Origin of the sequence: Rossellomorea sp. YZS02 (assembly GCF_033963925.1) — a bacterium.
Lineage (GTDB): Bacteria > Bacillota > Bacilli > Bacillales > Bacillaceae_B > Rossellomorea.
The window spans coordinates 162,402-181,509 of the sequence record NZ_JAXBLY010000002.1 but is presented as its reverse complement, the minus strand read 5'-3'; the positions used below and the strand labels follow the sequence as shown (position 1 = coordinate 181,509).

Annotated in this window: 32 protein-coding genes; 25 read left to right on the top strand and 7 right to left on the bottom strand. The window is 43.1% G+C overall.

From position 1 onward, the window contains the following. Positions 1-3: 3 nt before the first annotated feature. The 6 genes from SLH55_RS03210 (at position 4) to SLH55_RS03185 (ending at position 3,547) form a co-directional block, all read left to right on the top strand. Positions 4-351, top strand: coding sequence for a hypothetical protein (locus SLH55_RS03210; protein ID WP_320322620.1), 348 nt, complete (start codon positions 4-6; stop codon positions 349-351). Beyond that, positions 348-935, top strand: coding sequence for a histidine phosphatase family protein (locus SLH55_RS03205; protein WP_320322619.1), 588 nt, complete (start codon positions 348-350; stop codon positions 933-935). The genes SLH55_RS03210 and SLH55_RS03205 overlap by 4 nt, the downstream gene beginning before the upstream one ends. Next, positions 932-1,396, top strand: coding sequence for an NUDIX hydrolase (locus SLH55_RS03200; RefSeq protein WP_320322618.1), 465 nt, complete (start codon positions 932-934; stop codon positions 1,394-1,396). Before SLH55_RS03205 ends, SLH55_RS03200 begins: the two co-directional genes overlap by 4 nt. Before the next feature lie 172 nt (positions 1,397-1,568). After that, positions 1,569-2,042: a DinB family protein gene (locus SLH55_RS03195; protein WP_219167278.1), complete on the top strand. Its 474-nt coding sequence runs from the start codon at positions 1,569-1,571 to the stop codon at positions 2,040-2,042. Between the two features lie 166 nt (positions 2,043-2,208). Continuing rightward, entirely contained in the window at positions 2,209-2,694 is a 486-nt protein-coding gene (locus tag SLH55_RS03190; RefSeq protein WP_320322617.1) for a sigma-70 family RNA polymerase sigma factor, read from the top strand. Then, positions 2,687-3,547 (top strand): zf-HC2 domain-containing protein, encoded by an 861-nt coding sequence (locus tag SLH55_RS03185; RefSeq protein ID WP_320322616.1) that lies wholly within the window; start codon positions 2,687-2,689, stop codon positions 3,545-3,547. Before SLH55_RS03190 ends, SLH55_RS03185 begins: the two co-directional genes overlap by 8 nt. 67 nt (positions 3,548-3,614) lie before the next feature. Here SLH55_RS03185 and SLH55_RS03180 read toward each other — a convergent pair whose 3' ends face one another. After that, the gene (locus SLH55_RS03180) at positions 3,615-4,115 is read right to left on the bottom strand and encodes an N-acetyltransferase family protein (RefSeq protein WP_320322615.1); all 501 of its coding nucleotides are present in this window, start codon (positions 4,113-4,115) and stop codon (positions 3,615-3,617) included. A gap of 99 nt (positions 4,116-4,214) precedes the next feature. Here SLH55_RS03180 and SLH55_RS03175 point away from each other — a divergent pair, with 99 nt between their 5' ends. Genes SLH55_RS03175 through arsC form a run of 3 tightly spaced genes read left to right on the top strand, consistent with a single transcriptional unit; the run spans position 4,215 to position 6,301 of the window. Then, positions 4,215-4,547: an ArsR/SmtB family transcription factor gene (locus SLH55_RS03175; protein ID WP_219167274.1), complete on the top strand. Its 333-nt coding sequence runs from the start codon at positions 4,215-4,217 to the stop codon at positions 4,545-4,547. Between the two features lie 20 nt (positions 4,548-4,567). Then, positions 4,568-5,857 carry an arsenic transporter gene (locus tag SLH55_RS03170; protein ID WP_320322614.1) on the top strand — a complete coding sequence of 430 codons (1,290 nt, stop codon included), beginning with the start codon at positions 4,568-4,570 and terminating at the stop codon, positions 5,855-5,857. A gap of 24 nt (positions 5,858-5,881) precedes the next feature. Next, positions 5,882-6,301, top strand: coding sequence for an arsenate reductase (thioredoxin) (gene arsC, locus SLH55_RS03165; RefSeq protein ID WP_206854179.1), 420 nt, complete (start codon positions 5,882-5,884; stop codon positions 6,299-6,301). 47 nt (positions 6,302-6,348) lie between these two features. Here arsC and SLH55_RS03160 read toward each other — a convergent pair whose 3' ends face one another. From SLH55_RS03160 to SLH55_RS03150, 3 genes are all read right to left on the bottom strand, one after another. Continuing rightward, positions 6,349-7,215: a permease gene (locus tag SLH55_RS03160; RefSeq protein ID WP_320322613.1), complete on the bottom strand. Its 867-nt coding sequence runs from the start codon at positions 7,213-7,215 to the stop codon at positions 6,349-6,351. Between the two features lie 21 nt (positions 7,216-7,236). Further along, a complete protein-coding gene (locus SLH55_RS03155; RefSeq protein ID WP_320322612.1) occupies positions 7,237-7,386 on the bottom strand; it encodes a hypothetical protein in 150 nt (49 codons plus the stop codon). A gap of 71 nt (positions 7,387-7,457) precedes the next feature. Beyond that, on the bottom strand, positions 7,458-7,781 hold the full coding sequence (locus tag SLH55_RS03150; RefSeq protein ID WP_320322611.1) for a metalloregulator ArsR/SmtB family transcription factor: 324 nt from the start codon (positions 7,779-7,781) through the stop codon (positions 7,458-7,460). A gap of 766 nt (positions 7,782-8,547) precedes the next feature. On the opposite strand from SLH55_RS03150, the gene SLH55_RS03145 reads away from it, so the two are divergent. Genes SLH55_RS03145 through SLH55_RS03135 form a run of 3 tightly spaced genes read left to right on the top strand, consistent with a single transcriptional unit; the run spans position 8,548 to position 10,088 of the window. Continuing rightward, complete coding sequence (locus SLH55_RS03145) at positions 8,548-9,087, top strand: GNAT family N-acetyltransferase (protein WP_320322610.1); 540 nt, start codon at positions 8,548-8,550, stop codon at positions 9,085-9,087. 16 nt (positions 9,088-9,103) lie between these two features. Beyond that, positions 9,104-9,475 carry an iron chaperone gene (locus SLH55_RS03140; protein ID WP_320322609.1) on the top strand — a complete coding sequence of 124 codons (372 nt, stop codon included), beginning with the start codon at positions 9,104-9,106 and terminating at the stop codon, positions 9,473-9,475. 16 nt (positions 9,476-9,491) lie between these two features. Then, positions 9,492-10,088 carry a YdeI family protein gene (locus SLH55_RS03135; RefSeq protein WP_320322608.1) on the top strand — a complete coding sequence of 199 codons (597 nt, stop codon included), beginning with the start codon at positions 9,492-9,494 and terminating at the stop codon, positions 10,086-10,088. Between the two features lie 27 nt (positions 10,089-10,115). On the opposite strand, the gene SLH55_RS03130 is transcribed toward SLH55_RS03135, so the two are convergent. Beyond that, positions 10,116-11,468, bottom strand: coding sequence for a polysaccharide deacetylase family protein (locus SLH55_RS03130; protein ID WP_320322607.1), 1,353 nt, complete (start codon positions 11,466-11,468; stop codon positions 10,116-10,118). A gap of 191 nt (positions 11,469-11,659) precedes the next feature. Here SLH55_RS03130 and SLH55_RS03125 point away from each other — a divergent pair, with 191 nt between their 5' ends. From SLH55_RS03125 to SLH55_RS03080, 10 genes are all read left to right on the top strand, one after another. Further along, a complete protein-coding gene (locus SLH55_RS03125) occupies positions 11,660-12,820 on the top strand; it encodes an FtsW/RodA/SpoVE family cell cycle protein (protein ID WP_320322606.1) in 1,161 nt (386 codons plus the stop codon). A gap of 11 nt (positions 12,821-12,831) precedes the next feature. Next, entirely contained in the window at positions 12,832-13,116 is a 285-nt protein-coding gene (locus SLH55_RS03120) for a DUF4306 domain-containing protein (RefSeq protein WP_320322605.1), read from the top strand. A gap of 5 nt (positions 13,117-13,121) precedes the next feature. Then, complete coding sequence (locus SLH55_RS03115; RefSeq protein WP_320322604.1) at positions 13,122-13,817, top strand: zinc dependent phospholipase C family protein; 696 nt, start codon at positions 13,122-13,124, stop codon at positions 13,815-13,817. Positions 13,818-14,066: 249 nt separating this feature from the next. Next, positions 14,067-14,252, top strand: a complete 186-nt coding sequence (locus SLH55_RS03110) for an SE1832 family protein (protein WP_320322603.1) — start codon at positions 14,067-14,069, stop codon at positions 14,250-14,252. Between the two features lie 107 nt (positions 14,253-14,359). Next, the gene (locus SLH55_RS03105) at positions 14,360-14,545 is read left to right on the top strand and encodes a hypothetical protein (RefSeq protein ID WP_226672362.1); all 186 of its coding nucleotides are present in this window, start codon (positions 14,360-14,362) and stop codon (positions 14,543-14,545) included. A 124-nt stretch (positions 14,546-14,669) separates the two neighbouring features. Then, a complete protein-coding gene (locus SLH55_RS03100; protein WP_320322602.1) occupies positions 14,670-14,867 on the top strand; it encodes a hypothetical protein in 198 nt (65 codons plus the stop codon). A gap of 3 nt (positions 14,868-14,870) precedes the next feature. Further along, the gene (locus SLH55_RS03095; RefSeq protein ID WP_320322601.1) at positions 14,871-15,065 is read left to right on the top strand and encodes a hypothetical protein; all 195 of its coding nucleotides are present in this window, start codon (positions 14,871-14,873) and stop codon (positions 15,063-15,065) included. Positions 15,066-15,067: 2 nt separating this feature from the next. Continuing rightward, positions 15,068-15,685, top strand: a complete 618-nt coding sequence (locus SLH55_RS03090; RefSeq protein WP_320322600.1) for a YdcF family protein — start codon at positions 15,068-15,070, stop codon at positions 15,683-15,685. Positions 15,686-15,700: 15 nt separating this feature from the next. Continuing rightward, positions 15,701-15,922 (top strand): hypothetical protein, encoded by a 222-nt coding sequence (locus SLH55_RS03085; protein WP_320322599.1) that lies wholly within the window; start codon positions 15,701-15,703, stop codon positions 15,920-15,922. Between the two features lie 23 nt (positions 15,923-15,945). Beyond that, on the top strand, positions 15,946-16,266 hold the full coding sequence (locus SLH55_RS03080) for a hypothetical protein (protein WP_320322598.1): 321 nt from the start codon (positions 15,946-15,948) through the stop codon (positions 16,264-16,266). Positions 16,267-16,280: 14 nt separating this feature from the next. On the opposite strand, the gene SLH55_RS03075 is transcribed toward SLH55_RS03080, so the two are convergent. Continuing rightward, a complete protein-coding gene (locus SLH55_RS03075; RefSeq protein ID WP_320322597.1) occupies positions 16,281-16,538 on the bottom strand; it encodes a hypothetical protein in 258 nt (85 codons plus the stop codon). Positions 16,539-16,665: 127 nt separating this feature from the next. Here SLH55_RS03075 and SLH55_RS03070 point away from each other — a divergent pair, with 127 nt between their 5' ends. After that, the gene (locus SLH55_RS03070) at positions 16,666-17,340 is read left to right on the top strand and encodes a hypothetical protein (RefSeq protein ID WP_320322596.1); all 675 of its coding nucleotides are present in this window, start codon (positions 16,666-16,668) and stop codon (positions 17,338-17,340) included. A gap of 33 nt (positions 17,341-17,373) precedes the next feature. On the opposite strand, the gene SLH55_RS03065 is transcribed toward SLH55_RS03070, so the two are convergent. Continuing rightward, positions 17,374-17,793 (bottom strand): VOC family protein, encoded by a 420-nt coding sequence (locus SLH55_RS03065; RefSeq protein ID WP_320322595.1) that lies wholly within the window; start codon positions 17,791-17,793, stop codon positions 17,374-17,376. A 74-nt stretch (positions 17,794-17,867) separates the two neighbouring features. On the opposite strand from SLH55_RS03065, the gene SLH55_RS03060 reads away from it, so the two are divergent. Further along, positions 17,868-18,536 (top strand): RNA polymerase sigma factor, encoded by a 669-nt coding sequence (locus SLH55_RS03060; protein WP_320322594.1) that lies wholly within the window; start codon positions 17,868-17,870, stop codon positions 18,534-18,536. A gap of 62 nt (positions 18,537-18,598) precedes the next feature. Next, positions 18,599-19,108: a nucleoside deaminase gene (locus SLH55_RS03055; RefSeq protein ID WP_320322593.1), complete on the top strand. Its 510-nt coding sequence runs from the start codon at positions 18,599-18,601 to the stop codon at positions 19,106-19,108.

Sequence of the window (19,108 nt, the reverse complement as noted above, 5' to 3'; positions counted from 1 at the left end):
AATATGGAAAGTGCTCAATTAGCAAGAGTGTTGAAAAAATCCTGGTCGTTAAAAACGAGTTCTAAGTGGACCAGTGATAATCCTGCGGAGGGTCAGTGCGGAGTAACCTCCCTTGTCGTTAACGATCTCCTAGGTGGGGAAATCTATAAAACCCGATTACCTGCAGGCTGGCATTTCTACAATATGATTGATCGTGAACGATATGATTTTACCTCATCCCAATTCAAAGAAAGCATTCAATATCAAGACGTCGCCTCCAATCGGAGTGAGGCCTTTCAGGACACCAACTACAATCAATACGATGAACTGAAAAGAAAGGTGCTTTGGAATTTGGAGAAAACAACATCATGAATACATACATCTACATGGTAAGACACGGTGATTCACCGAAAACAGGCGATGAACGAACGCGTCCTCTAACGGAAAAAGGAATGAGGGCCGCCCGGAGAATAATCGACTTATTGAAAACAGAAGAGATCGACGTGGTAGTGTCAAGTCCCTACCTGCGTTCCGTTCAAACGGTTGAAGGGATAAGCCGGCATATCGGGAAGCCGGTGGTCATCGAGGAAACCTTGAAGGAACGGATTTTTTCAGCAGGGAACAACAGGATATCCGATCAGGAACTTCGCCCGCTCCTTGAGAAATCATTCCAGGATCCGGATTACGCACTAAAAGGCGCAGAATCCAATTCCGAATGCCAAAAAAGAGGGCTCAACGTCTTGAACACATTATTGAATACATACAAAGGAAAGAAAATCGTGATTGGGACGCACGGAGCCATCATGACATTAATGATGGGCTTTTATGACAGCCAGTATGATTTGGATTTCTTACATAGTACTTCCAAGCCGGATATTTACAGGATGGATTTCAATGGTTTGAAATTGGTCGGTGTTCAGCGGTTGTGGTCTGAAAGGAAGGGGCTGATGACATGAGCGAAATTCCTATTCGATGCACTGGAATAGCCGTCGTCCTTTTAAAAAAAGTTGAAAATCAATACAGTGTATTATTGCTGAAAAGGGCGGAGTCTGTGTTGAAAGATGTTTGGTGCTATATCGGTGGCGGCATCGATGAAGGAGAGAAAGCCTGGGAAGCAGCATACAGAGAGGTGGAAGAAGAGACAGGTATTACAAACCTTTCTTTATACTCTGCCAACACGTTTGATCGCATCTATTCCATCGAAGAAAATTACATATACATAGCACCCGTCTTTGTGGGGTTCGTGGAATCTGATCAGGAAGTGAACTTAAACGAGGAACACAGCGACTATCGATGGTTGTCTTTTCAAGAAGCCATTGATACTGTGTCATTGCCAGGCAATGATGAGGTATTATCGTTAATTGAGAAGTATTTTGTAAAGAAGGAAGTTCCCGGGTATTTAATAGTGGGGGGATGACAAATGGGGCACGATTAGTCTTATTCCCGCACGATAAAATGGAAAGCGGCTTAATTATCTTCCATATCGGATAACTTTTCCATATGAAATCGCTGAGAAAAAGTGGAATTAAAGTTAAATCCGGAAAATTTCATAGGTAAATACTCATTAAGACGAAATGGAGGTTAAGAAATTGGATGTTTTCGTAAATCAATATGAGTGGATTCGTCGCACGAGAGAGACGCTATTTCTTTATTGCGAGACCTTATCTCCATCGGATTATGTGAAAAAAGTAGACGAGTTTGGCGGGGATTCCATTCGCAGCCTGCATGCCCATGTGGCTGATTGCTATCGCGTATGGCTGGGCAGTCGGGGACTTGGTCAATCCCTTCCTAAAATCACTTCAGAATCTGCTGGGAATGTACAAGAAATGCGTGAAATTTTCAAGATGACAGATTCCCTGGTTCATGAATTTTTACAGGCGTTTAAAGGGAAATGGGATCATACCATACACGTATCCTTTGAGGAAGGAGAGAGTGCCGAGATATCTGCCTTATGGCTATATACACATACTGCCACACATGAATTTCACCATAAAGGACAAATTGTAAAAATAGGCAGAAAGCTGGGGTACATCCCTCCGGACACGGATTTGATTGAGCCTTGAATGTTCCTCATTAGGTAGAGGCAGATTATTTTATAAGAAAAGGAGCCTGATAACCCAGGCTCTTTTCTTATGGCTGATGCCCCTGTTTACACCTTTTTTGAAAATTTCAACTGATATGTAACGAATACGCTCAATTTCAGATATATAGGCGAAAGGGGGAAAGGCATTGGGGGAATTGGAAGAGATTTATTATAAGTACGCGGATGATATATTTCGATATGTAATGGTTCTCTGCCGCGATCGGGATGTGGCGGAAGAGTTGACGCAAGAGACTTTCTACCAGGCGGTAAGGTCCATTGATAGGTTCAATGGAGAGTGCAAGATGTCTGTTTGGCTATGTCAGATCGCCAAGCATTCCTATTATAAGTATGTTGATAAAAAGAAGAAGCAACAGGAGGCTTATAGTCATGACAATCCCATGCATCATTCTCCCGAAACAGAAGTCCTGCAGTCTGAAGAAAAAGTTGCTCTCTATAGATGCATCCACGCCCTTGATGAACCATATAAAGAGGTGCTATTGCTGAGGATGCTGGCTGGACTGAGTTTTCGTGAAATAGGTGAGATCCAACGGAGAACGGAGAACTGGGCACGGGTGACATTCTACCGTGCAAAGTTGAAACTTAAGGAAAGGAGCAGTGACGTAAATGGATAAGCGTTGCCATATCGTACAAGATTTATTACCTTCATATATTGATGTTTTATGCAGCGAAGACAGCAGAGAATTCGTTGAAGGACATCTCACTTCATGCGACGGGTGCAGGAGAGTATACAATAGTATGAAAAGTGGGGAGGTCATAGAGGAAGACGATGCCATGGAGAGAATAGATGCCAAGAAGCCGTTTCTAAAGATATCTCAATTTTTTCGTGCACAAGTGAAACTGACCCGTACTGTTTTCTTTTCCGCTATTATATCCTTGATTATTGGTGTTTTCCTTTTAGGTAACTCGATCATGGTCATGAACGACAACAATGAAGTGTTGAACGATCTTTCGAAAGTAGACATGGAGAAAGATATGATTATGGATGAGGTATTCCATGTTCTTCATTCAACTAATGAAGCAGTGGATCCACTCCAGAAAGTCTTCAAAAAGTATGGTGACCACCTTCAGTATCTTGCGGTATTTAATGCAGAGAGTTTGCGAGGGTGGCTGTCTGAATCCTCCGCGGTGAAAAAGGAACCAACGAATATCTACCCGATTGAATATCAAAAGGCAGAAGTGGTCATCGACAGTGAAGGGATCATTTCAAATAAAGCCGAGATCATTCCTAGCGAATATGATTTGGGGAATGTCGTCATGGCAGATGATGATTGGGTGGTTCAATATGAATATAAAGAATCCTATGAGGATACGATTGAGAGATACCATCAATTGACCTATTACGGGCCGACCTTATTAACCATATACTGGCCGCCAATTCTATTTTTAACCATCTTTGCTATTCTGTTCATGTTATGGTGGATACTACAAAAGCATAATAAGAGATTGAAAGATGTCATGGGGTAATGGAGTCATTATTGAAAATTATGGCCAACTCCAAAATCTTATCCCGGTGGCTCAGTCCCCGGGTTTTTCATTCTAATCCGACAATTTTACTTCTTCTCTCTAACAAAACCGTATTCCTCCAAACGCCATCCATCTTCCCGATCTTCTCACGATAACCAATAATTCGAAAGCCATGTATTTCATGAAGTTTGATACTTGCACGGTTTTCCGGGAATATCCCCGATTGAAGGGTCCAATACCCGTGTTGTTCACTTGCTTCAATTAAAGCACCGAGGAGGAGGCTCCCGAAGCCTTTTCCCATATGCAAAGTCGAAACATACACGCTCACCTCAGCCACCCCTCTGTATACACTTCGGCTAGAGACAGGACTCATGGCAGCCCAGCCTAATATTGAATCCTCTGACCGCACAACGATCCGCCCTGTTTGTAAATGATTGGCATCCCACTCTTCCCAGGAAGGGACGTCCTTTTGAAAGGTTGCATTCCCCGTACCGATGCCCTCCCGATAAATGTCGGCTACACGCCCCCAATCTTCCTTTCGCATCTTATCTATATATCCCTTTTTCATCTCGCCACCCCTTTTCCTTAGAATAATACAGAAACGTCTTGTAATCTATATATAAGTGAACTATTATATAAGCATACATTAATATAAGGAGGCGAGTGGATGGCTGATATAGACAAAGCCGCAACGATTTTAAAGTTATTAGGGGATAAAACCCGGTTAACCATGATCAAAATATTAGACACAAACGACTGTTGTGTATGTGAATTCGTAGAAATCTTTCAAGCAAGTCAGCCTGCCATCAGTCAACACGTCAGAAAATTAAAGGATGTGGGGATTGTAAGGGAGAAGCGCCGTGGTCAATGGATCATTTACTCCCTTAACCGTGAGAGTGAATACTTCCCGATGATCCAAAGCCTCCTGGACCACCTGCCGAATCAGGACTTCAAATTGAAGAAATTGGAGGAGCAGGGCTTACGCATTTCTTGTGAATAATAGGAGGTTAAAAAGGAATTATGACTATATTAGCATCTGTGATTTTTCTCATCACCCTCGTGCTTGTCATTTGGCAGCCCAAAGGTCTTTCTATCGGATGGTCCGCAATCGGCGGGGCCATGCTTGCGCTGATCGCGGGGGTTGTCGATTTCAATGATGTTGTGGATGTGACAGGCATCGTCTGGAATGCGACATTAGCATTTATTGCGATTATTATTATTTCTCTCATCCTGGATGAGATCGGATTTTTCGAATGGGCTGCCTTGCATATGGCAAGGGCGGCAAAAGGTAACGGCGTGAGGATGTTCGTTTATGTGTCACTCCTTGGTGCAGTAGTGGCGGCTCTTTTCGCCAACGATGGAGCGGCGCTGATCCTGACACCAATCGTCCTTGCGATGGTACGGAACCTGAATTTCAGTGAGAAGCTCGTGTTTCCATTTATCATAGCGAGTGGATTCATTGCCGACACCACGTCCCTGCCTTTGGTGGTCAGTAACTTGGTGAACATCGTTTCCGCTGACTTCTTCGGAATCGGGTTTGTGGAGTTTGCTTCGCGGATGATCGTGCCGAATCTGTTTTCATTAGGAGCAAGCATCTTGGTTCTGTATCTCTTTTTCAGAAAGAGCATTCCAAAGAATTATGATGTCTCTCAATTGAAGAAACCTGTGGATGCCATACAGGACATCAAGATGTTCCGCCTTTCCTGGTTGGTGCTCTCAGTCCTCCTTGTCGGCTACTTTGCCAGTGAATTCATCGGCATGCCGGTATCCATCATTGCAGGGATCGTCGCCATTTTCTTCTTAGCCATGGCCAGAAGAAGTGCAGCGGTCAATACGAAAACCGTTATCAAGGGGGCTCCGTGGGCCATCGTGTTCTTCTCGATTGGCATGTATGTGGTCGTGTATGGTCTGCGTAATGTTGGGTTGACCAATATACTGGCGGATGTCATCCAAGTGACGGCGGATCAAGGGTTATTCGCGGCAACGGTCGGAATGGGCTTCATCGCGGCAATCCTATCGTCCATCATGAACAATATGCCGACGGTGATGATCGATGCACTGGCGATTGCCGGTACGGATACGACGGGTGTCACACGTGAAGCGTTGATCTATGCCAACGTCATCGGATCCGATCTTGGACCGAAGATCACTCCGATCGGATCATTGGCAACATTATTATGGCTACACGTCCTTTCTTTAAAAGGAGTGAAAATCTCCTGGGGGACGTACTTTAAAACAGGGATCATCCTGACCATCCCAACTCTATTCATCACACTGGTCGGGCTTTATATCTGGTTATTAATCATCTAACAAACACTAAAGGAGAGATTCAACATGTCAAAGAAAACCATCTACTTCCTATGTACAGGTAATTCATGCCGAAGTCAAATGGCAGAAGGTTGGGCGAAAAAACACCTGGGTGACGAGTGGAACGTATACAGTGCTGGAATCGAAGCACACGGCTTGAACCCAAATGCGGTGAAAGCAATGAAAGAAGTCGATATCGATATCACGAACCAAACATCTGACATCATCGATCCGGAAATCCTGAATAATGCTGACTTAGTCGTGACACTTTGCGGAGATGCAGCGGATAAGTGCCCGGTGACACCTCCTCAAGTGAAACGTGTACATTGGGGATTCGATGACCCGGCTAAGGCGGAAGGTACGGAAGAAGAGAAATGGGCATTCTTCCAACGCGTTCGTGATGAAGTGGGAGAAAGAATCCACCGTTTTGCGGAGACTGGGGAATAAGAAGACCATTAGGCAGTTGCATAGAAGCAGCTGCCTTTTTCTTTACATCAGATTAAATAGAAGATAAATCCCGATACAGTAGACATGGTGATTACCGATAGAACAAAGGTCACGACCAGCTGCTTCTTGAAGATGGATTTCAGCAGGATCACTTCAGGAAGACTGGCCCCAGCTGAACTGATCATCATCGCCATGACAGGACCAAGTGCCATTCCTTTCATAATCAATATCTGTGAAATGGGGATCATACTTGAAAGTCGGATATACAAAGGAACCCCGATGATGGCGGCAATCGGGATGAGCCACCAATGCTCCCTTCCGAAGAAACCAGAAATCCACTCCGTTGGCACCAGTCCGTGAATGACGGCACCGATTGCAGCACCGATGATAAGATAGGGATAGACACTTCTCATCAGATTAAACGTTTCCCTCCAGGCTCCTTTAAGGGAGAACTTCTTCTTTTCCTCGTTGAATCCGGTCATACTGACGTTCTTGACGTATTTCTCAAAACCGAATGCCTCCAATAGGAAACCGATGCTAATCGAGAAGATAGTTGTCACCAAGGTATAAATGAAGGCTACTTTCCATCCAAGGACCACTCCCATGATCGTGAGGATCGTTGGATCCAGGACAGGCGAAGCGAATAAGAAAATCATGACAATCCCGAATGGCATCTTCTTTTTCAACATATTCACTACAACAGGAATCGTCGAACAGGAACAAAATGGCGTGATAAACGCAAACACAATTGCAGCAACTACGCCCCACGCCTTGTTCTTCCCCGAAATCATTTTCTCGATTCTTTCATATGGGATGAATCCTTGTAATAAACTGATGGCAAATGAAATGACCAAAAACAAAACCGTTAGTTCCAGTGCAATTTCCAGAAAGCTTCTTAGTGTTTCTCCCCACATATTAATCTTCCCCTTTCATAATTAAACGACCGGACAACAAGGGCTGCAGCATATTGATTCTTTTTTGTTGATGATCGGAGCTGCTGGTTTAGTTTGGTACAGGTCGACGAATTCCTGCATCTCTTTTCTTTTTAATATTAAGATCATTTCTTCTTTGTAAACATTGAACATACGGTTCTCTCCCCTTTAATCAAGATAATTTGATTTATTAATCAAAAAAAATTGATTTATAATCGAAAATTTTAACAAGTTGGCTTGAACAGGCAACATAATTCTTCAGAAAGAAGGTGGTTGATCTCATCCTGGTTCAAACTGTAATAGCTCCAAGTCCCTTTTGTTTCTTTCTTTACAATGTTCGCATCTAAAAGTATCTTCAAATGATACGATAATTTTGACTGCTTCATGTCCATTAATGGAGCCAGGTCACATACACACATTTCGCCTTTCGTGGTCAAAATGTTCATGATCTGAAGCCTTTTTTGATCGGCAATGGCTTTAAACTTCTGTTCGTAGGTTTCAAATAAGTTTGTGCCCGATATGTCATGTAATTGAATGTCGTTTGTCATCACTGAACCCTCTTTTCTCAATCAATTTTTCTTGATGTAATCATCTTATATCCATTATTTTCATGTGTCAAGAAATACATCAAATAATTTTGATGTATTAAAAGTATCCTATGTATTGGAAGAAGTGGTTGTTCGTAAAATCAATTTTTCTTGATTTAAAAGTTGTGTTTCTAGAAAATGGAATATATACTTATGTTATAAATCAAATTAATTTGATTTATAAGTATGATTTAAAGAACATAAAGGGGCTGGTGAGATGAATTTCATTAAGATTTTAAGAGGAGATAAGACAAATAATTCTCAAGATTGTTGCCAGGTTGAAATAAAAGAAGTGGAAGATGAGAGATGTTGTAGTCCTGAGGAAACCACTGAAAAACAATGCTGCTAGTATACTGGTACTCGGGATAAGGGATACATGCCCTTATCTTTTTTATGGCCAGATAAGGAAATAAAGCGATTCGAATACAAAACAAAGAAAATTAGACAGTGTCGCTTCATTCATACCAATTCGGCATGAAAAGTCGATTTCCCGCACGATTTTTCTGAATGTCGCACGATTAGTTCATATCCCGCATGAAAGCTGTCTAAACCGGCATGATGATACTCCAAGTCGAATTATTCTTATATGGGAAAATGGGTATCGAGTATCATAAGATGGTATCCGCCAGTTTTCCAGCTGAAATAAAGGAATTTTATTTGCTTGTAAAGAACTTTTATATAGTGAGATCAAGACTATATCAGAGTCATGAAAAGGAGATATCCAACAGTGAACTTACAATACGAAGTCATCCCTGAAGAACAGGCTGAATCCTGCCGGGAACTGTGCAATGAACTGATGGCTTTCCAAAAGTCGAAAGCAGCCATTGCACCGGAGCGGTTTGACAGCATGAATTTTGACACGCGCATGCTGCCGTCTATAAATAATGCCGTACATAATTATTTGGTGGTCGTCAAAGATCCCCAAATAAAGAACGAGATCATTGCCTATGTGTATACGAACATCTCACCAAAGGAAGCCTATTCGAATGACTTTGCCACGTTTTTCGATCTTACGACTGTCCAAAAAGAGAATGTAGGGTGTCTCTCGCAGTTCTACATAAAAGAAGGGTATCGACAATTTGGGATCGGATCGAAACTGTACACTATGTCGATGGAGTGGTTGGCAGGGTTTGAAAATGTCGAGGATTATTTTGTCTTCACCTCGAATGGGAATGATGCTGCCCTGGCATTCTATCAGAGAAAAGGATTCACGATTTCACATGATATACTGGACGGCTTTATCACCGTTTTACGAAGAAAAGCATAAATAAGGAGGAAATCATATGGACGTCTTTTCGAGCTATTTAGAAGGGATTGATCAACCTGATCACCGCCATCGGATGGAGGAAATCCTGACGTGGGTGCAGGAGACATTCCCCCAATTGGAACCCGCAATCAAGTGGAACACCCCGATGTTCACGGATCACGGCACCTTTATCATCGGAATTTCCACTGCGAAGCACCATGCGAGCGTTGCACCTGAAGAAGTCACAATGGTGCACTTTGCCGATCGAATCAAAGAAGCCGGGTACAGTGCCACGAAAGGATTATTCCGCATTCCATGGAAAGATTCCGTCGATTATAAGCTGCTTGAAGATATGATTACCTATAATATTCAGGAAAAAGCTGAATTTACGGGTTTTTGGCGGAAATAGAAGAAAGGAGTGTCGTATGTTGATCAAGCCAAATCGCAAAGTGGATGGATTTATTAAAAAAGCGAAGCAGTGGCAGGAAGAATATGAAAGGCTGAGAAGCATCCTTCTTTCCTTTGAAGAGATGGAAGAAGAAATCAAATGGATGCATCCTTGTTACACGTTAGATGGAAAAAACATCGTGTTGATGCATGGATTTAAAGACTACTGTGCTTTGCTGTTTCACAAAGGGGCACTGCTCAAGGATCCTCAAAGTATTCTCATTCAACAGACGGAGAATGTGCAGTCAGCCCGGCAAATACGCTTCACGAGTGCGGAAGAGATCATTGAAATGAAACCAATCCTGGAAGCGTATATACAGGAAGCGATCGAAGTGGAAAAAGCAGGGCTTCAAGTGGAACTGAAAAAGACGGAAGAATACACGACACCACTTGAACTTCAGCAAAAATTCGAGGAAATGCCCGAGTTGAAAATAGCTTTTGAAGCATTGACTCCGGGACGTCAGCGTGCCTATATTCTTTATATTTCCAAAGCGAAACAGTCGAAGACCCGGGAATCCAGGATTGAGAAGTATGTGCAGCACATTTTGGACGGTAAGGGAATGAATGACGAATAAGGGATGGGGATGAAGCTCTAGTGGGCTTCATCCCTTTTTCATATTCCCATAAAAAGGGCTAGCGGTTTCCACAGCCAGCTTCGACTGGAGCTGTGAGACAGTGAGGAATTCGTACCCTTCCTTTTCAAGCATGGTCAATAATCCTGGCAGTGCATCGGCCGTGGTGGAATGAACATCATGCAGGAGGATGATGGCCCCAGGAGCCATTTCTTTCTGCACCGTGGAATGAATAGCATTTACATTCTTGTTTTTCCAATCAAGTGAATCGACGGACCAGAGGATGAGGGTCGAACCGTTATCATGGGCAAGCGCCTCTACTTCATTATTGATCGCCCCATAAGGCGGACGAAGAACGGTGGGAAGCTGGCCCGTCGTGCTCATGATTTTCCGGCTTGAGGCAAGAACCTCCTGCGTCATTTCCTCTTTCCTGACTTTCGTCAAATCTTTATGATGATCAGAGTGATTGCCGATTTCATGTCCGGCTTCTGCCACTTCCTTCGCGATATCCGGATACTTCTCAGCCTGACTGCCGAGCATGAAAAACGTGGCATGGACGTCATGGTCTTTCAATACCTTAAGAATCCGTGGTGTGACGTCCGGGTCCGGCCCGTCATCAAAGGTGAGGGCGACATATTTTTCTCCAGGTTCAACCGATGTCCCGGCCACTTTCAAAGCACCTGCTGCCTTTTCTTTCAGATAAGGAAGGATCACATGAATCGGAATTTGCACTTCGGTGGGACCCGCTTCATCGATACCATTAAAGTACAGGGTGAGTGCCTCATTGTTGAGGGTCCAATTCCATGATGCCGGGTTCTGAAATGCCTTCTGTACTTTATCTCCCGGATGTTCTGGGAGACGTTTTTGTATCATATTGACGGCCTCTTCACTTGTTTCCATGATGTCAGGAAGAGTGACGATCTTTTTTTCAGCAGTATTAATCGTGAACGTTTTTACATGCTCCTCTCCCCGGACGTCATCAACCAGCTGATAGGAGTGAAGGAGGATGTGAATGGTATCACCTGCAGATTTTCTGCTGTCTGCCTGAATGACAAGATGGGCTCTGGAGCCGCTACCAAACTGACTTTTATTTTCCTTTACTTCTTGCAAAAAGGCTTTCTTCTCATCATTGATCCAACCTTGGATGGGTTTCTTTATGTGTTGATTTTCCATAACCGGAATCTTGATGGACATCGTGTATGTATCCGTATTCTCGTTATCGGTCTTAAAGTCGATGGTCAGAGGAGATCCGCTGTTGGATTCAGGCTCGAACCGAATGGCCTCGACCAGCTGCGTCATGCCATACAGGAACGATAAACCGATGGCTGCCAACACTACCCAACCGGGCCAGCGTATCCTCCGAAAGGGAATCTTCTTGAACATCACGTATCCTCTTTTCTGGTAAAAAAGTCATCCTTCTGGAATGGAGCAATTCCAATTATTTCAAATTATTCGTGATATTTCAACAATTCTTTCAGTATTTTCATAAAAATGGAAAAGAGAGGATATTTGTGAAACTTCTCTCCGGCTATAATCGTCTATTAAAGAAGAATGTTCTTTAGAAAGGCGGGGCTATGGAAACGAGTAAATGGAAGAAGTTCGATCTGGATTTAATGTTTCTTGTGTTTGTGTTTATGATCATCAGCTGCGTGTCGATTTACAGCGCGCAAAAATATTTACCTTACGAAGACAATTTCGCCATGAAGCAGAGTATCTGGTTCATTGGGGGAGCACTATTGACCTCCATCGTGTATTACTTCGATTTTGAGCAGTTGAGGAGACTGTCACCCTATTTATACGGATTTGGCGTTTTACTGCTGGCCTTCCTGATGGTGGCCCCATCGAGCATTGCGCCAATCATTAAAGGAACGAAGGCATGGTTTTCGATCCCAGGCTTCGGTTCCTTGCAGCCTTCGGAATTCATGAAGGTCTTTCTCATTCTCTTCTTGGCCCATGTCATTTCCCGCCACAATGAAAAGGTTGAAGAGAGATCGCTGTCTTCTGATTCTTTCTTATTGATTAAAGTCGTGACTATCACCTTCATCCCATTGGCGTTCATCCTGAAGCAGCCCGATGCAGGAACAGGGATGGTTATCATGTGTATCATGATCGGAATGATTTTTATATCAGGAGTCAATAAATATATTCTCATGCTCTTATCCTTCTTAGGGATATCAAGCATCGCTTCGCTGGTGTGGCTGTTCATGTACCGCCCGGGAGTATTGTTATCGTTCATGGGTCAGTATCAGCTGGATCGAATCTACTCGTGGTTGGACCCATTCGGAAACGGCCAGGGGATAGGCTATCAATTGAGATTATCCATCCTTGCATCAGGATCAGGCAAGATGACGGGAAAAGGCTTCAATGATGGACAGGTTGCCGTCCCTGAAGCACACTCCGATTTCATCTTCACGGTGATAGGGGAGGAATTCGGGTTTGTCGGATCGTCCATCGTCCTGTGTCTGTATTTCGTGTTGATCTATAAAATTGTCACCATCGTGTTACGGAATAAAGGTCAATATGAAATCCTCATCGGTGCCGGCGTCATTTCCATGCTGACCTTTCATATATTCGAAAATGTGGGGATGGTGATTGGACTGGTCCCGATTACGGGGATACCCCTTCCGATGCTCAGTTATGGGGGGAGTTCTGTACTCGGTACGATCTTCGCTTTGAGTATCATCAATAACGTATCGGCCACGACCAATGTGTATATGTTCGGGAGTAAAGAGTAAGGAGGGATACGGTGAAAAAATGGTGGATTCTATGGGTGCTGTCAATTCCCATTTTTCTTATTTCATACGTTTATTCTATCTTCATCACGAGCAAGATTGCTTATTTGTCACAGTCTGAGTGTAAACCGATGTTCATTTTCACCCCTCAGGATGTTCAATACTGCAGTGATATTTACCCGGTGGATGTGTTGCTCATCGCTCTTAAGACCAACCCGTTCACCTACATTTGGCTGCTGAGCGGTTTATATTTGGTTGGATTTATCGTGTATTTGATTATTAAAAAAATAAGGAGCTGAGCGTCATGGCCACATGGATGGTACATTTTAGAATCGCAGAGAATCTGCTGAATAGAGGTTTACAGGTAGCGGAGAAAGAGTTTGTCGTGGGGAATATTGGCCCCGATTGCGGGCTTCCCGATCCAGAGACGGGAATCTTCTATCCTGATAAAATCGCCACTCATTTTAAGGAGGATGGGAGTATAAACCCGGATTTGTTTTTGAAAAAGTACATATATGAGGATGATGATTTCACCGATCCCCGCGCCTCCTTTTATTTAGGTTACTACCTTCATCTCGTGACCGATGTAGAGTGGAGCAGGATGCATCGGGAAAAGAAGGAAGAACCGGTATATCAAACGATACTTGGAACGCCGGAATACACGAAAAAGGTAAAAGGGGACTGGTATGGGGCAGACTTTGTGTATCTACAGGAAAACAAGGATACGATTTTTCATCGGGTTTTTCAGCATATTAAAAGCTTCCCAGATTACCTGGACATCTTTCCGGAAAATCAGATTACCAGACAAATCAAGCGGATTTCGGAGTTTTATTATAGTGATTCCTATGCCTTCGCCTTGGAACCGGATTATCCATTCGACTATTTAACTCCGGATGAGGTGACCCAATTTGTTGACGGAACAACGGAGAAGCTCGTGAATATCCTAGATTCAACCTTTCGGGGAGAGACATTCAGGAAATCATATACTCTAAAGAAATGATAGGAGGAAATCTTATGAATCTACTCACACCGATCGTCGTAACGGGGGCTGTGTTAGTACTGGCCTGGATCGTGGGCAATGATGAAAAGACAAAGAGCGGATGAGAAATAATATATGATGACGCTTTTGCAACTAACTACTTTTATGACGTTCATTGTAATCGGGTATTCATTTGACTTATTACTTTAATTTAGTTGGAATTTCATTGATAATAGCGGTACCACTACATATCGAAAGAGAGGAATCACCATGACCAAAACAGAGCTTGAGTATAAAATAAACGAAGTGAAACTCGATTATATCCGCATCCAGGGGGATCTTGAAAAGCTCGAAACCTTCGGAAGAAACACGGATATTCAACAGAAGAAATTAGATGAACTGGAACAGGAGCTTTCTAACCTTAATAAGGAACTGGACGCCATCGATCCATCCTAATCATTTGTTTCATGAATAATGAGGTTCGGAGGGAAATAGGTATATAGAAAGACATATGGTACAAGTTCTTACTTGTACCAGGGGCTCTTTGATGGGAGCTGATGGCCATGTATCGAAATCGAGACAGGCAGGTCAATATCGTCATCCTGTTGCTCTTTTGCATCCTGATCTTTCACATCATCCGGATCATCCTCCATGTGAGGGTGTATTTCGTTTACAGCATGGGGATGGGGTATCTCCTGTTTCTCTTCCTGATCATTTTTCTTATTTTATTCCTTTTATTTAAAAGGTAAAGAAGCGGGTGCTTTTCTTTCTTAAAGAAAAGGACCTCTTTTTTATGGAGAAACTTCTTTGTCTATCTTCAGGAAAATTATGTTAAAGTTAAGGGGGTAAAGTAGATATAAGGGGAGGTTCACGATGGAAAACGGAAATCGGTTTGCTCTGATTGTATCATTCATCGTTCTAGTCGGTTTTCCCATTCTGTTTCTTATCGTATCCATGTATACGGGACAATGGGGATATTTATTATGGAGTCTGCCACCTTCTTTTACAGCGGGATTTACGGGGATGATTCTTACACTTCATACGGCAAAGAAAGAGAGAAAAGGGGCGTAGTCAATGGACTTATTTTTTATGTTTAATGTGTTCCGGAACATCATTTCGACTTTTTTTCTCGATGGGATTTGGGTGGTCGACTTTTTCTACTTGCTAAATAAGACGTTTGAAAGCGATCGTCTGAAGAAGTTGTCCCTGTATGCAATTGGAATGATATCGGTTTTACTGTTCTTTTATTCTGTCATGGTGAGTATTTGAGTATGTACATTTCGACAATGAGCCGGGGAAGACTTAACCATCAACAGATGGGACATCTATTATTCTCTAATATTGAAGACGATCACAAGAGTGGGGATTGTATCTTCGTGGTGGGCAGCAGCAAGGCTTTACAGTACCGATTGCCGAAAGCAGTGGAGCTTTACAAACAGGGAAGGGCGGGTAAGATCCTGTTTTCCGGTGGTGTGAAGTGGAACGGAAGTGAGTTTACAGAAGCTGAGGAATTAAAGACAGAAGCGATCTCATTAGGGGTTCCGGAACAGGACATTTTAACAGAAAGTCTTTCGGTGCATACCCTTGAGAACGTACTTGCATCCCTTCTTGTCCTTGACAGGGAATTTCATTTGCACAATATACAGCGGCTCCTTGTCGTGACGACTTCATACCATATGAGAAGGCTTCACCTGACGCTTCAAACGTATATGCCTGAATGGATATCGTTCACTTTGTGCCCGGCAGAAGATGACAATACCAATGTCGATAACTGGTTTCAAAGTGAGATAGGGATCAAACGTGTAAGGAATGAATCCGCTAAATTGATCCGATATGTGAGTCAGGGTGCTTTGAGGGATGAAGATATACATATTGATAAAATGGAATGAAAGGAGGCGAAAAAAATGACAAAAGAAAAAGTGTATCCGAAATTCTGGTTGTTTGCCACCTGCTTTACAGGCTTTTGGATTATGTATGGCTGTTTTGTCCTGATCAAGAGTGTTGTCATTGAAGATTCATTTGACTGGCAGCCCCTTTATTTAATAGGAGGGATGGGAATTATGCTCGCCCGGTCAGTGCAGGAATATAAGATGGCAAAGGAGCATTCTTCTACAACTAACACCTGAAACGATCATTATGGAGGGACCCCATGTTCGTCAAAATCTATCATTATCATATCCCAAAAGACAAAACAGAGGAATTCATGAAGATCCAGGAAAGAGCAGGGGAATTGTACGGTCGGTATGTGGAATTTGAAACGATCTTACTAAATGATACGAAGGATGAAACCAAATGGCTGGAAATATCTCGGTATAAGGATGAAGATGCATATCGGAATAGCATGGAGCTATTGGATGAAGAGACAGAGTTACATACGTTGTTTAAAGATTTTAAAGCTCTTTTAACGAGTGAAGTCAAAGAAGAAGAATTACATGAAATGAAGAAAATTACCCATGTGAATGCTGAATGATTTCCACTATAAGGTCAGGGCCAGTTCTGATTTACCATCAACTTCTGCAAAATAACGGATAAGTAGCGGTCCGAGGATTTGGAAATGACAGAGGGTTGATCCCATATATTCCTTACGACCATCAAGATCAACTGTTCCGTAGACGTCCTGCATCCTGTCACCCGGTAGCCTGTCCGGAACATAAATGCTTCATAATCCTGATAAAATTTCTTGAAAGAATGCTGGTCCCTCGATAGTAAACAGGTCATTAGATCAAGCTTTGACATCTTCATGAAAACACACCTCATTTTATATTCATAAGTCCATACCCTTCTTTAACCAAGTGATAACATTTTTTACATGATTTATTGAATAAATTCTTTTTCAAGTGGTATACATACGTTAAAAGGTGGTGCAGACATGTCTTTCAAAACAACTACGGCAGCTCTCCTTCTAGGCAATGTTTTACTCTTTACGGCCTGCAGCGGGGACGGGACTGCCTCAAATCAGAACGAAACCAATCAGTCCACGGACGAAAACCAAACGGATATGAAGGATGAAAACAGTTCAGTGGACAATACCAGTGAAGATATGAACGCCGATGATGGCAGCAGGGAAGATGACGGAGACAGCAGTGGAAAAACGGACAATGATACGAACAGTGAAAACGAGGATATTCAAAAGCAAGAATATGATTCAGCTGGAGAAGCGGCTGCTCAAATCGAAGGATACGAGAGGGTCGATCAGACGAACATCGATCTTGGTCATGGAATCAAAGGACTCCAGGAAGGGGCAGCCGGCCACGAGTATCTTTACTGGAATGAAGGCCGCTGGCTGATCAAAGTCAACTTCCCGACAGATCCGCACTATCGTATTGATGGATATGACGGGGCAGAAGACATGGCGAGAAAAGTCGTGGACTATTTAGAGGAAAATTACTTACCCGCGCCTGACGAAAAAGGCGTGATCCAGATCAACGGATTCAAGGAACATCCCGAAACGGTCGTGAAATGGCAGGAAGGAAAAACCGTCTATACGATCATTTCCAAAGAAAAAGAGCCATTCAACGCCCTTGAAACGGCCGTTGAATCATGAAAAGGTGACCGGGATCCCGGTCACCTTTCTTCTTCAACCATTCATTTCCTGAAGCTTTCTCACGTTATCCGAGTGAAAAGGCGAACCTTCCACCTCGCTCACCACACTGAACGGATTTCCGTCAGGATCAAAGAAATCGAAGAAACGCATCCCCCCGAAGTCGTCGATATCCGTCGTCACAACACCTCTGCCGTTCAATTCTCCATGAACGGCATCCACATCCTCTACAACAAAATTGAAATAGCTGTTCTTCTGCTTCCCTTTAATGACAAACTCCGTGGGCTGAGGTTTTTCAACTTGAATCAATCCGAATTGGGTCGAACCGTTGGGCAGGTAAAAACCTGCACCCCCGTCCCATGAACCAATTTTCTTCACACCTAGATGTTCCTCATACCAGGCGGATGATTTCTCAAGATTCGTCACAGGGACAAATACACTTCCGATTTTAAACATCGTATCCTCTCCTTATAAATGAAATTCCTATGTATAACGAATATAATGAAGAAAAAGTTACAAAAAATGGTGGGGTGATTCACATTATTTTTGAAGAGTTGGAACAAACGATCCACAAACTGTATCGTTATTGCTTGAAACTATCGGGCTCACATTGGCAGGCAGAAGATCTTTTACAGGAAACGTTGCTGAAAATCTACCGTTTGAAAAAGGCCGATCCTGATCGGGAGTTCACTTTCTCTTTTCTATACAAAGTGGCCAAAAACCTTTTTATCGATGAGAAAAGAAAGAAGAAAGAGTTCCTTTCTCATGAAGAGGATATTCGAGAAGTAAGCGACCTTACTGACTTTGACGCTTTGATTGAAATCCTGCTTGCTGCACTGCCCCTACAACAGGCGATGCTTGTCACCCTGAAGGATGTATTCTGCTACACGACAAAGGAAATCGCTGTGATGCTGAGGGTCAGTGACGAATCGGTTAAGACTGCCCTTCATCGAGCCAGAAAAAAGCTGTCAACTATGACGGAAGACGCGCCTGTTGCTGTGTTCAACAATCCCCAACTGATTCTGGGGTTATCGACGGCAATTAAACAGTCCGATCCTTCCCGGATATTTCTATATTATCGCCAATTGGAAACACGCCATTTTAAAGTGCAGAGAAGAGGTATGCGGTCTGTATTTCATCTCATCGATCCGGATGGGAATGTATTGGAGATTGGTTCGAGTGTTCAACTTCATTCTTGAGTTCTCTCGCTTCATTTGAAATAATTGGTAGATAGATAGAATCCCTGTCAGAGGAGGAAGCCATGAACAAAGATCGAGATTTTCTTCAGGTGGCGCTGCAGGAAGCAGAAGAAGCCTTGAGGGAGAATACATACCCAGTGGGAGCTGTCATCGTGGACGAGGACCAGAACATCATTGCCACAGGGAGAAATCGTGTTCACTCAGATCACGATGCCACGGCCCACGCAGAGATGGATGCCATCCGGAATGCGGGTTCATCCATCTTCAAAGCCAAAATAGAGCGAAAGACATATACAATCTACACGACTCTCGAACCGTGTCTCATGTGTACAGGCGGCATTCTTTTTGCCAATATCAAACGAGTGGTGTGGTTACTGAATGACAGTGAAGGATTTGGCGGTTATAAAAAAATCAGCGCAGCAGGCATCTTTGAACGGAAATTCCGGGAGGTCGATGTACAGGAAGAACCGTACGACGATTTAAAGATGAAACAACTTGAGCTAATGCGACAGTGGGAGTCCAATCCCAATCATGTGGTACATTTGCGAAATACATATAAAAAGGGAGGATGA

Coding starts and splice junctions, on each gene's coding strand:
- SLH55_RS03210 (WP_320322620.1), top strand. CDS start 4: ATGGAAAGTGCTCAATTAGCAAGAGTGTTGAAAAAATCCTGGTCGTTA.
- SLH55_RS03205 (WP_320322619.1), top strand. CDS start 348: ATGAATACATACATCTACATGGTAAGACACGGTGATTCACCGAAAACA.
- SLH55_RS03200 (WP_320322618.1), top strand. CDS start 932: ATGAGCGAAATTCCTATTCGATGCACTGGAATAGCCGTCGTCCTTTTA.
- SLH55_RS03185 (WP_320322616.1), top strand. CDS start 2,687: ATGGATAAGCGTTGCCATATCGTACAAGATTTATTACCTTCATATATT.
- SLH55_RS03180 (WP_320322615.1), bottom strand. CDS start 4,115: ATGAAAAAGGGATATATAGATAAGATGCGAAAGGAAGATTGGGGGCGT.
- SLH55_RS03175 (WP_219167274.1), top strand. CDS start 4,215: ATGGCTGATATAGACAAAGCCGCAACGATTTTAAAGTTATTAGGGGAT.
- SLH55_RS03170 (WP_320322614.1), top strand. CDS start 4,568: ATGACTATATTAGCATCTGTGATTTTTCTCATCACCCTCGTGCTTGTC.
- arsC (WP_206854179.1), top strand. CDS start 5,882: ATGTCAAAGAAAACCATCTACTTCCTATGTACAGGTAATTCATGCCGA.
- SLH55_RS03160 (WP_320322613.1), bottom strand. CDS start 7,215: ATGTGGGGAGAAACACTAAGAAGCTTTCTGGAAATTGCACTGGAACTA.
- SLH55_RS03155 (WP_320322612.1), bottom strand. CDS start 7,386: ATGTTCAATGTTTACAAAGAAGAAATGATCTTAATATTAAAAAGAAAA.
- SLH55_RS03150 (WP_320322611.1), bottom strand. CDS start 7,781: ATGACAAACGACATTCAATTACATGACATATCGGGCACAAACTTATTT.
- SLH55_RS03140 (WP_320322609.1), top strand. CDS start 9,104: ATGGACGTCTTTTCGAGCTATTTAGAAGGGATTGATCAACCTGATCAC.
- SLH55_RS03135 (WP_320322608.1), top strand. CDS start 9,492: ATGTTGATCAAGCCAAATCGCAAAGTGGATGGATTTATTAAAAAAGCG.
- SLH55_RS03130 (WP_320322607.1), bottom strand. CDS start 11,468: ATGTTCAAGAAGATTCCCTTTCGGAGGATACGCTGGCCCGGTTGGGTA.
- SLH55_RS03125 (WP_320322606.1), top strand. CDS start 11,660: ATGGAAACGAGTAAATGGAAGAAGTTCGATCTGGATTTAATGTTTCTT.
- SLH55_RS03115 (WP_320322604.1), top strand. CDS start 13,122: ATGGCCACATGGATGGTACATTTTAGAATCGCAGAGAATCTGCTGAAT.
- SLH55_RS03110 (WP_320322603.1), top strand. CDS start 14,067: ATGACCAAAACAGAGCTTGAGTATAAAATAAACGAAGTGAAACTCGAT.
- SLH55_RS03105 (WP_226672362.1), top strand. CDS start 14,360: ATGTATCGAAATCGAGACAGGCAGGTCAATATCGTCATCCTGTTGCTC.
- SLH55_RS03100 (WP_320322602.1), top strand. CDS start 14,670: ATGGAAAACGGAAATCGGTTTGCTCTGATTGTATCATTCATCGTTCTA.
- SLH55_RS03095 (WP_320322601.1), top strand. CDS start 14,871: ATGGACTTATTTTTTATGTTTAATGTGTTCCGGAACATCATTTCGACT.
- SLH55_RS03090 (WP_320322600.1), top strand. CDS start 15,068: ATGTACATTTCGACAATGAGCCGGGGAAGACTTAACCATCAACAGATG.
- SLH55_RS03085 (WP_320322599.1), top strand. CDS start 15,701: ATGACAAAAGAAAAAGTGTATCCGAAATTCTGGTTGTTTGCCACCTGC.
- SLH55_RS03080 (WP_320322598.1), top strand. CDS start 15,946: ATGTTCGTCAAAATCTATCATTATCATATCCCAAAAGACAAAACAGAG.
- SLH55_RS03075 (WP_320322597.1), bottom strand. CDS start 16,538: ATGAAGATGTCAAAGCTTGATCTAATGACCTGTTTACTATCGAGGGAC.
- SLH55_RS03070 (WP_320322596.1), top strand. CDS start 16,666: ATGTCTTTCAAAACAACTACGGCAGCTCTCCTTCTAGGCAATGTTTTA.
- SLH55_RS03065 (WP_320322595.1), bottom strand. CDS start 17,793: ATGTTTAAAATCGGAAGTGTATTTGTCCCTGTGACGAATCTTGAGAAA.
- SLH55_RS03055 (WP_320322593.1), top strand. CDS start 18,599: ATGAACAAAGATCGAGATTTTCTTCAGGTGGCGCTGCAGGAAGCAGAA.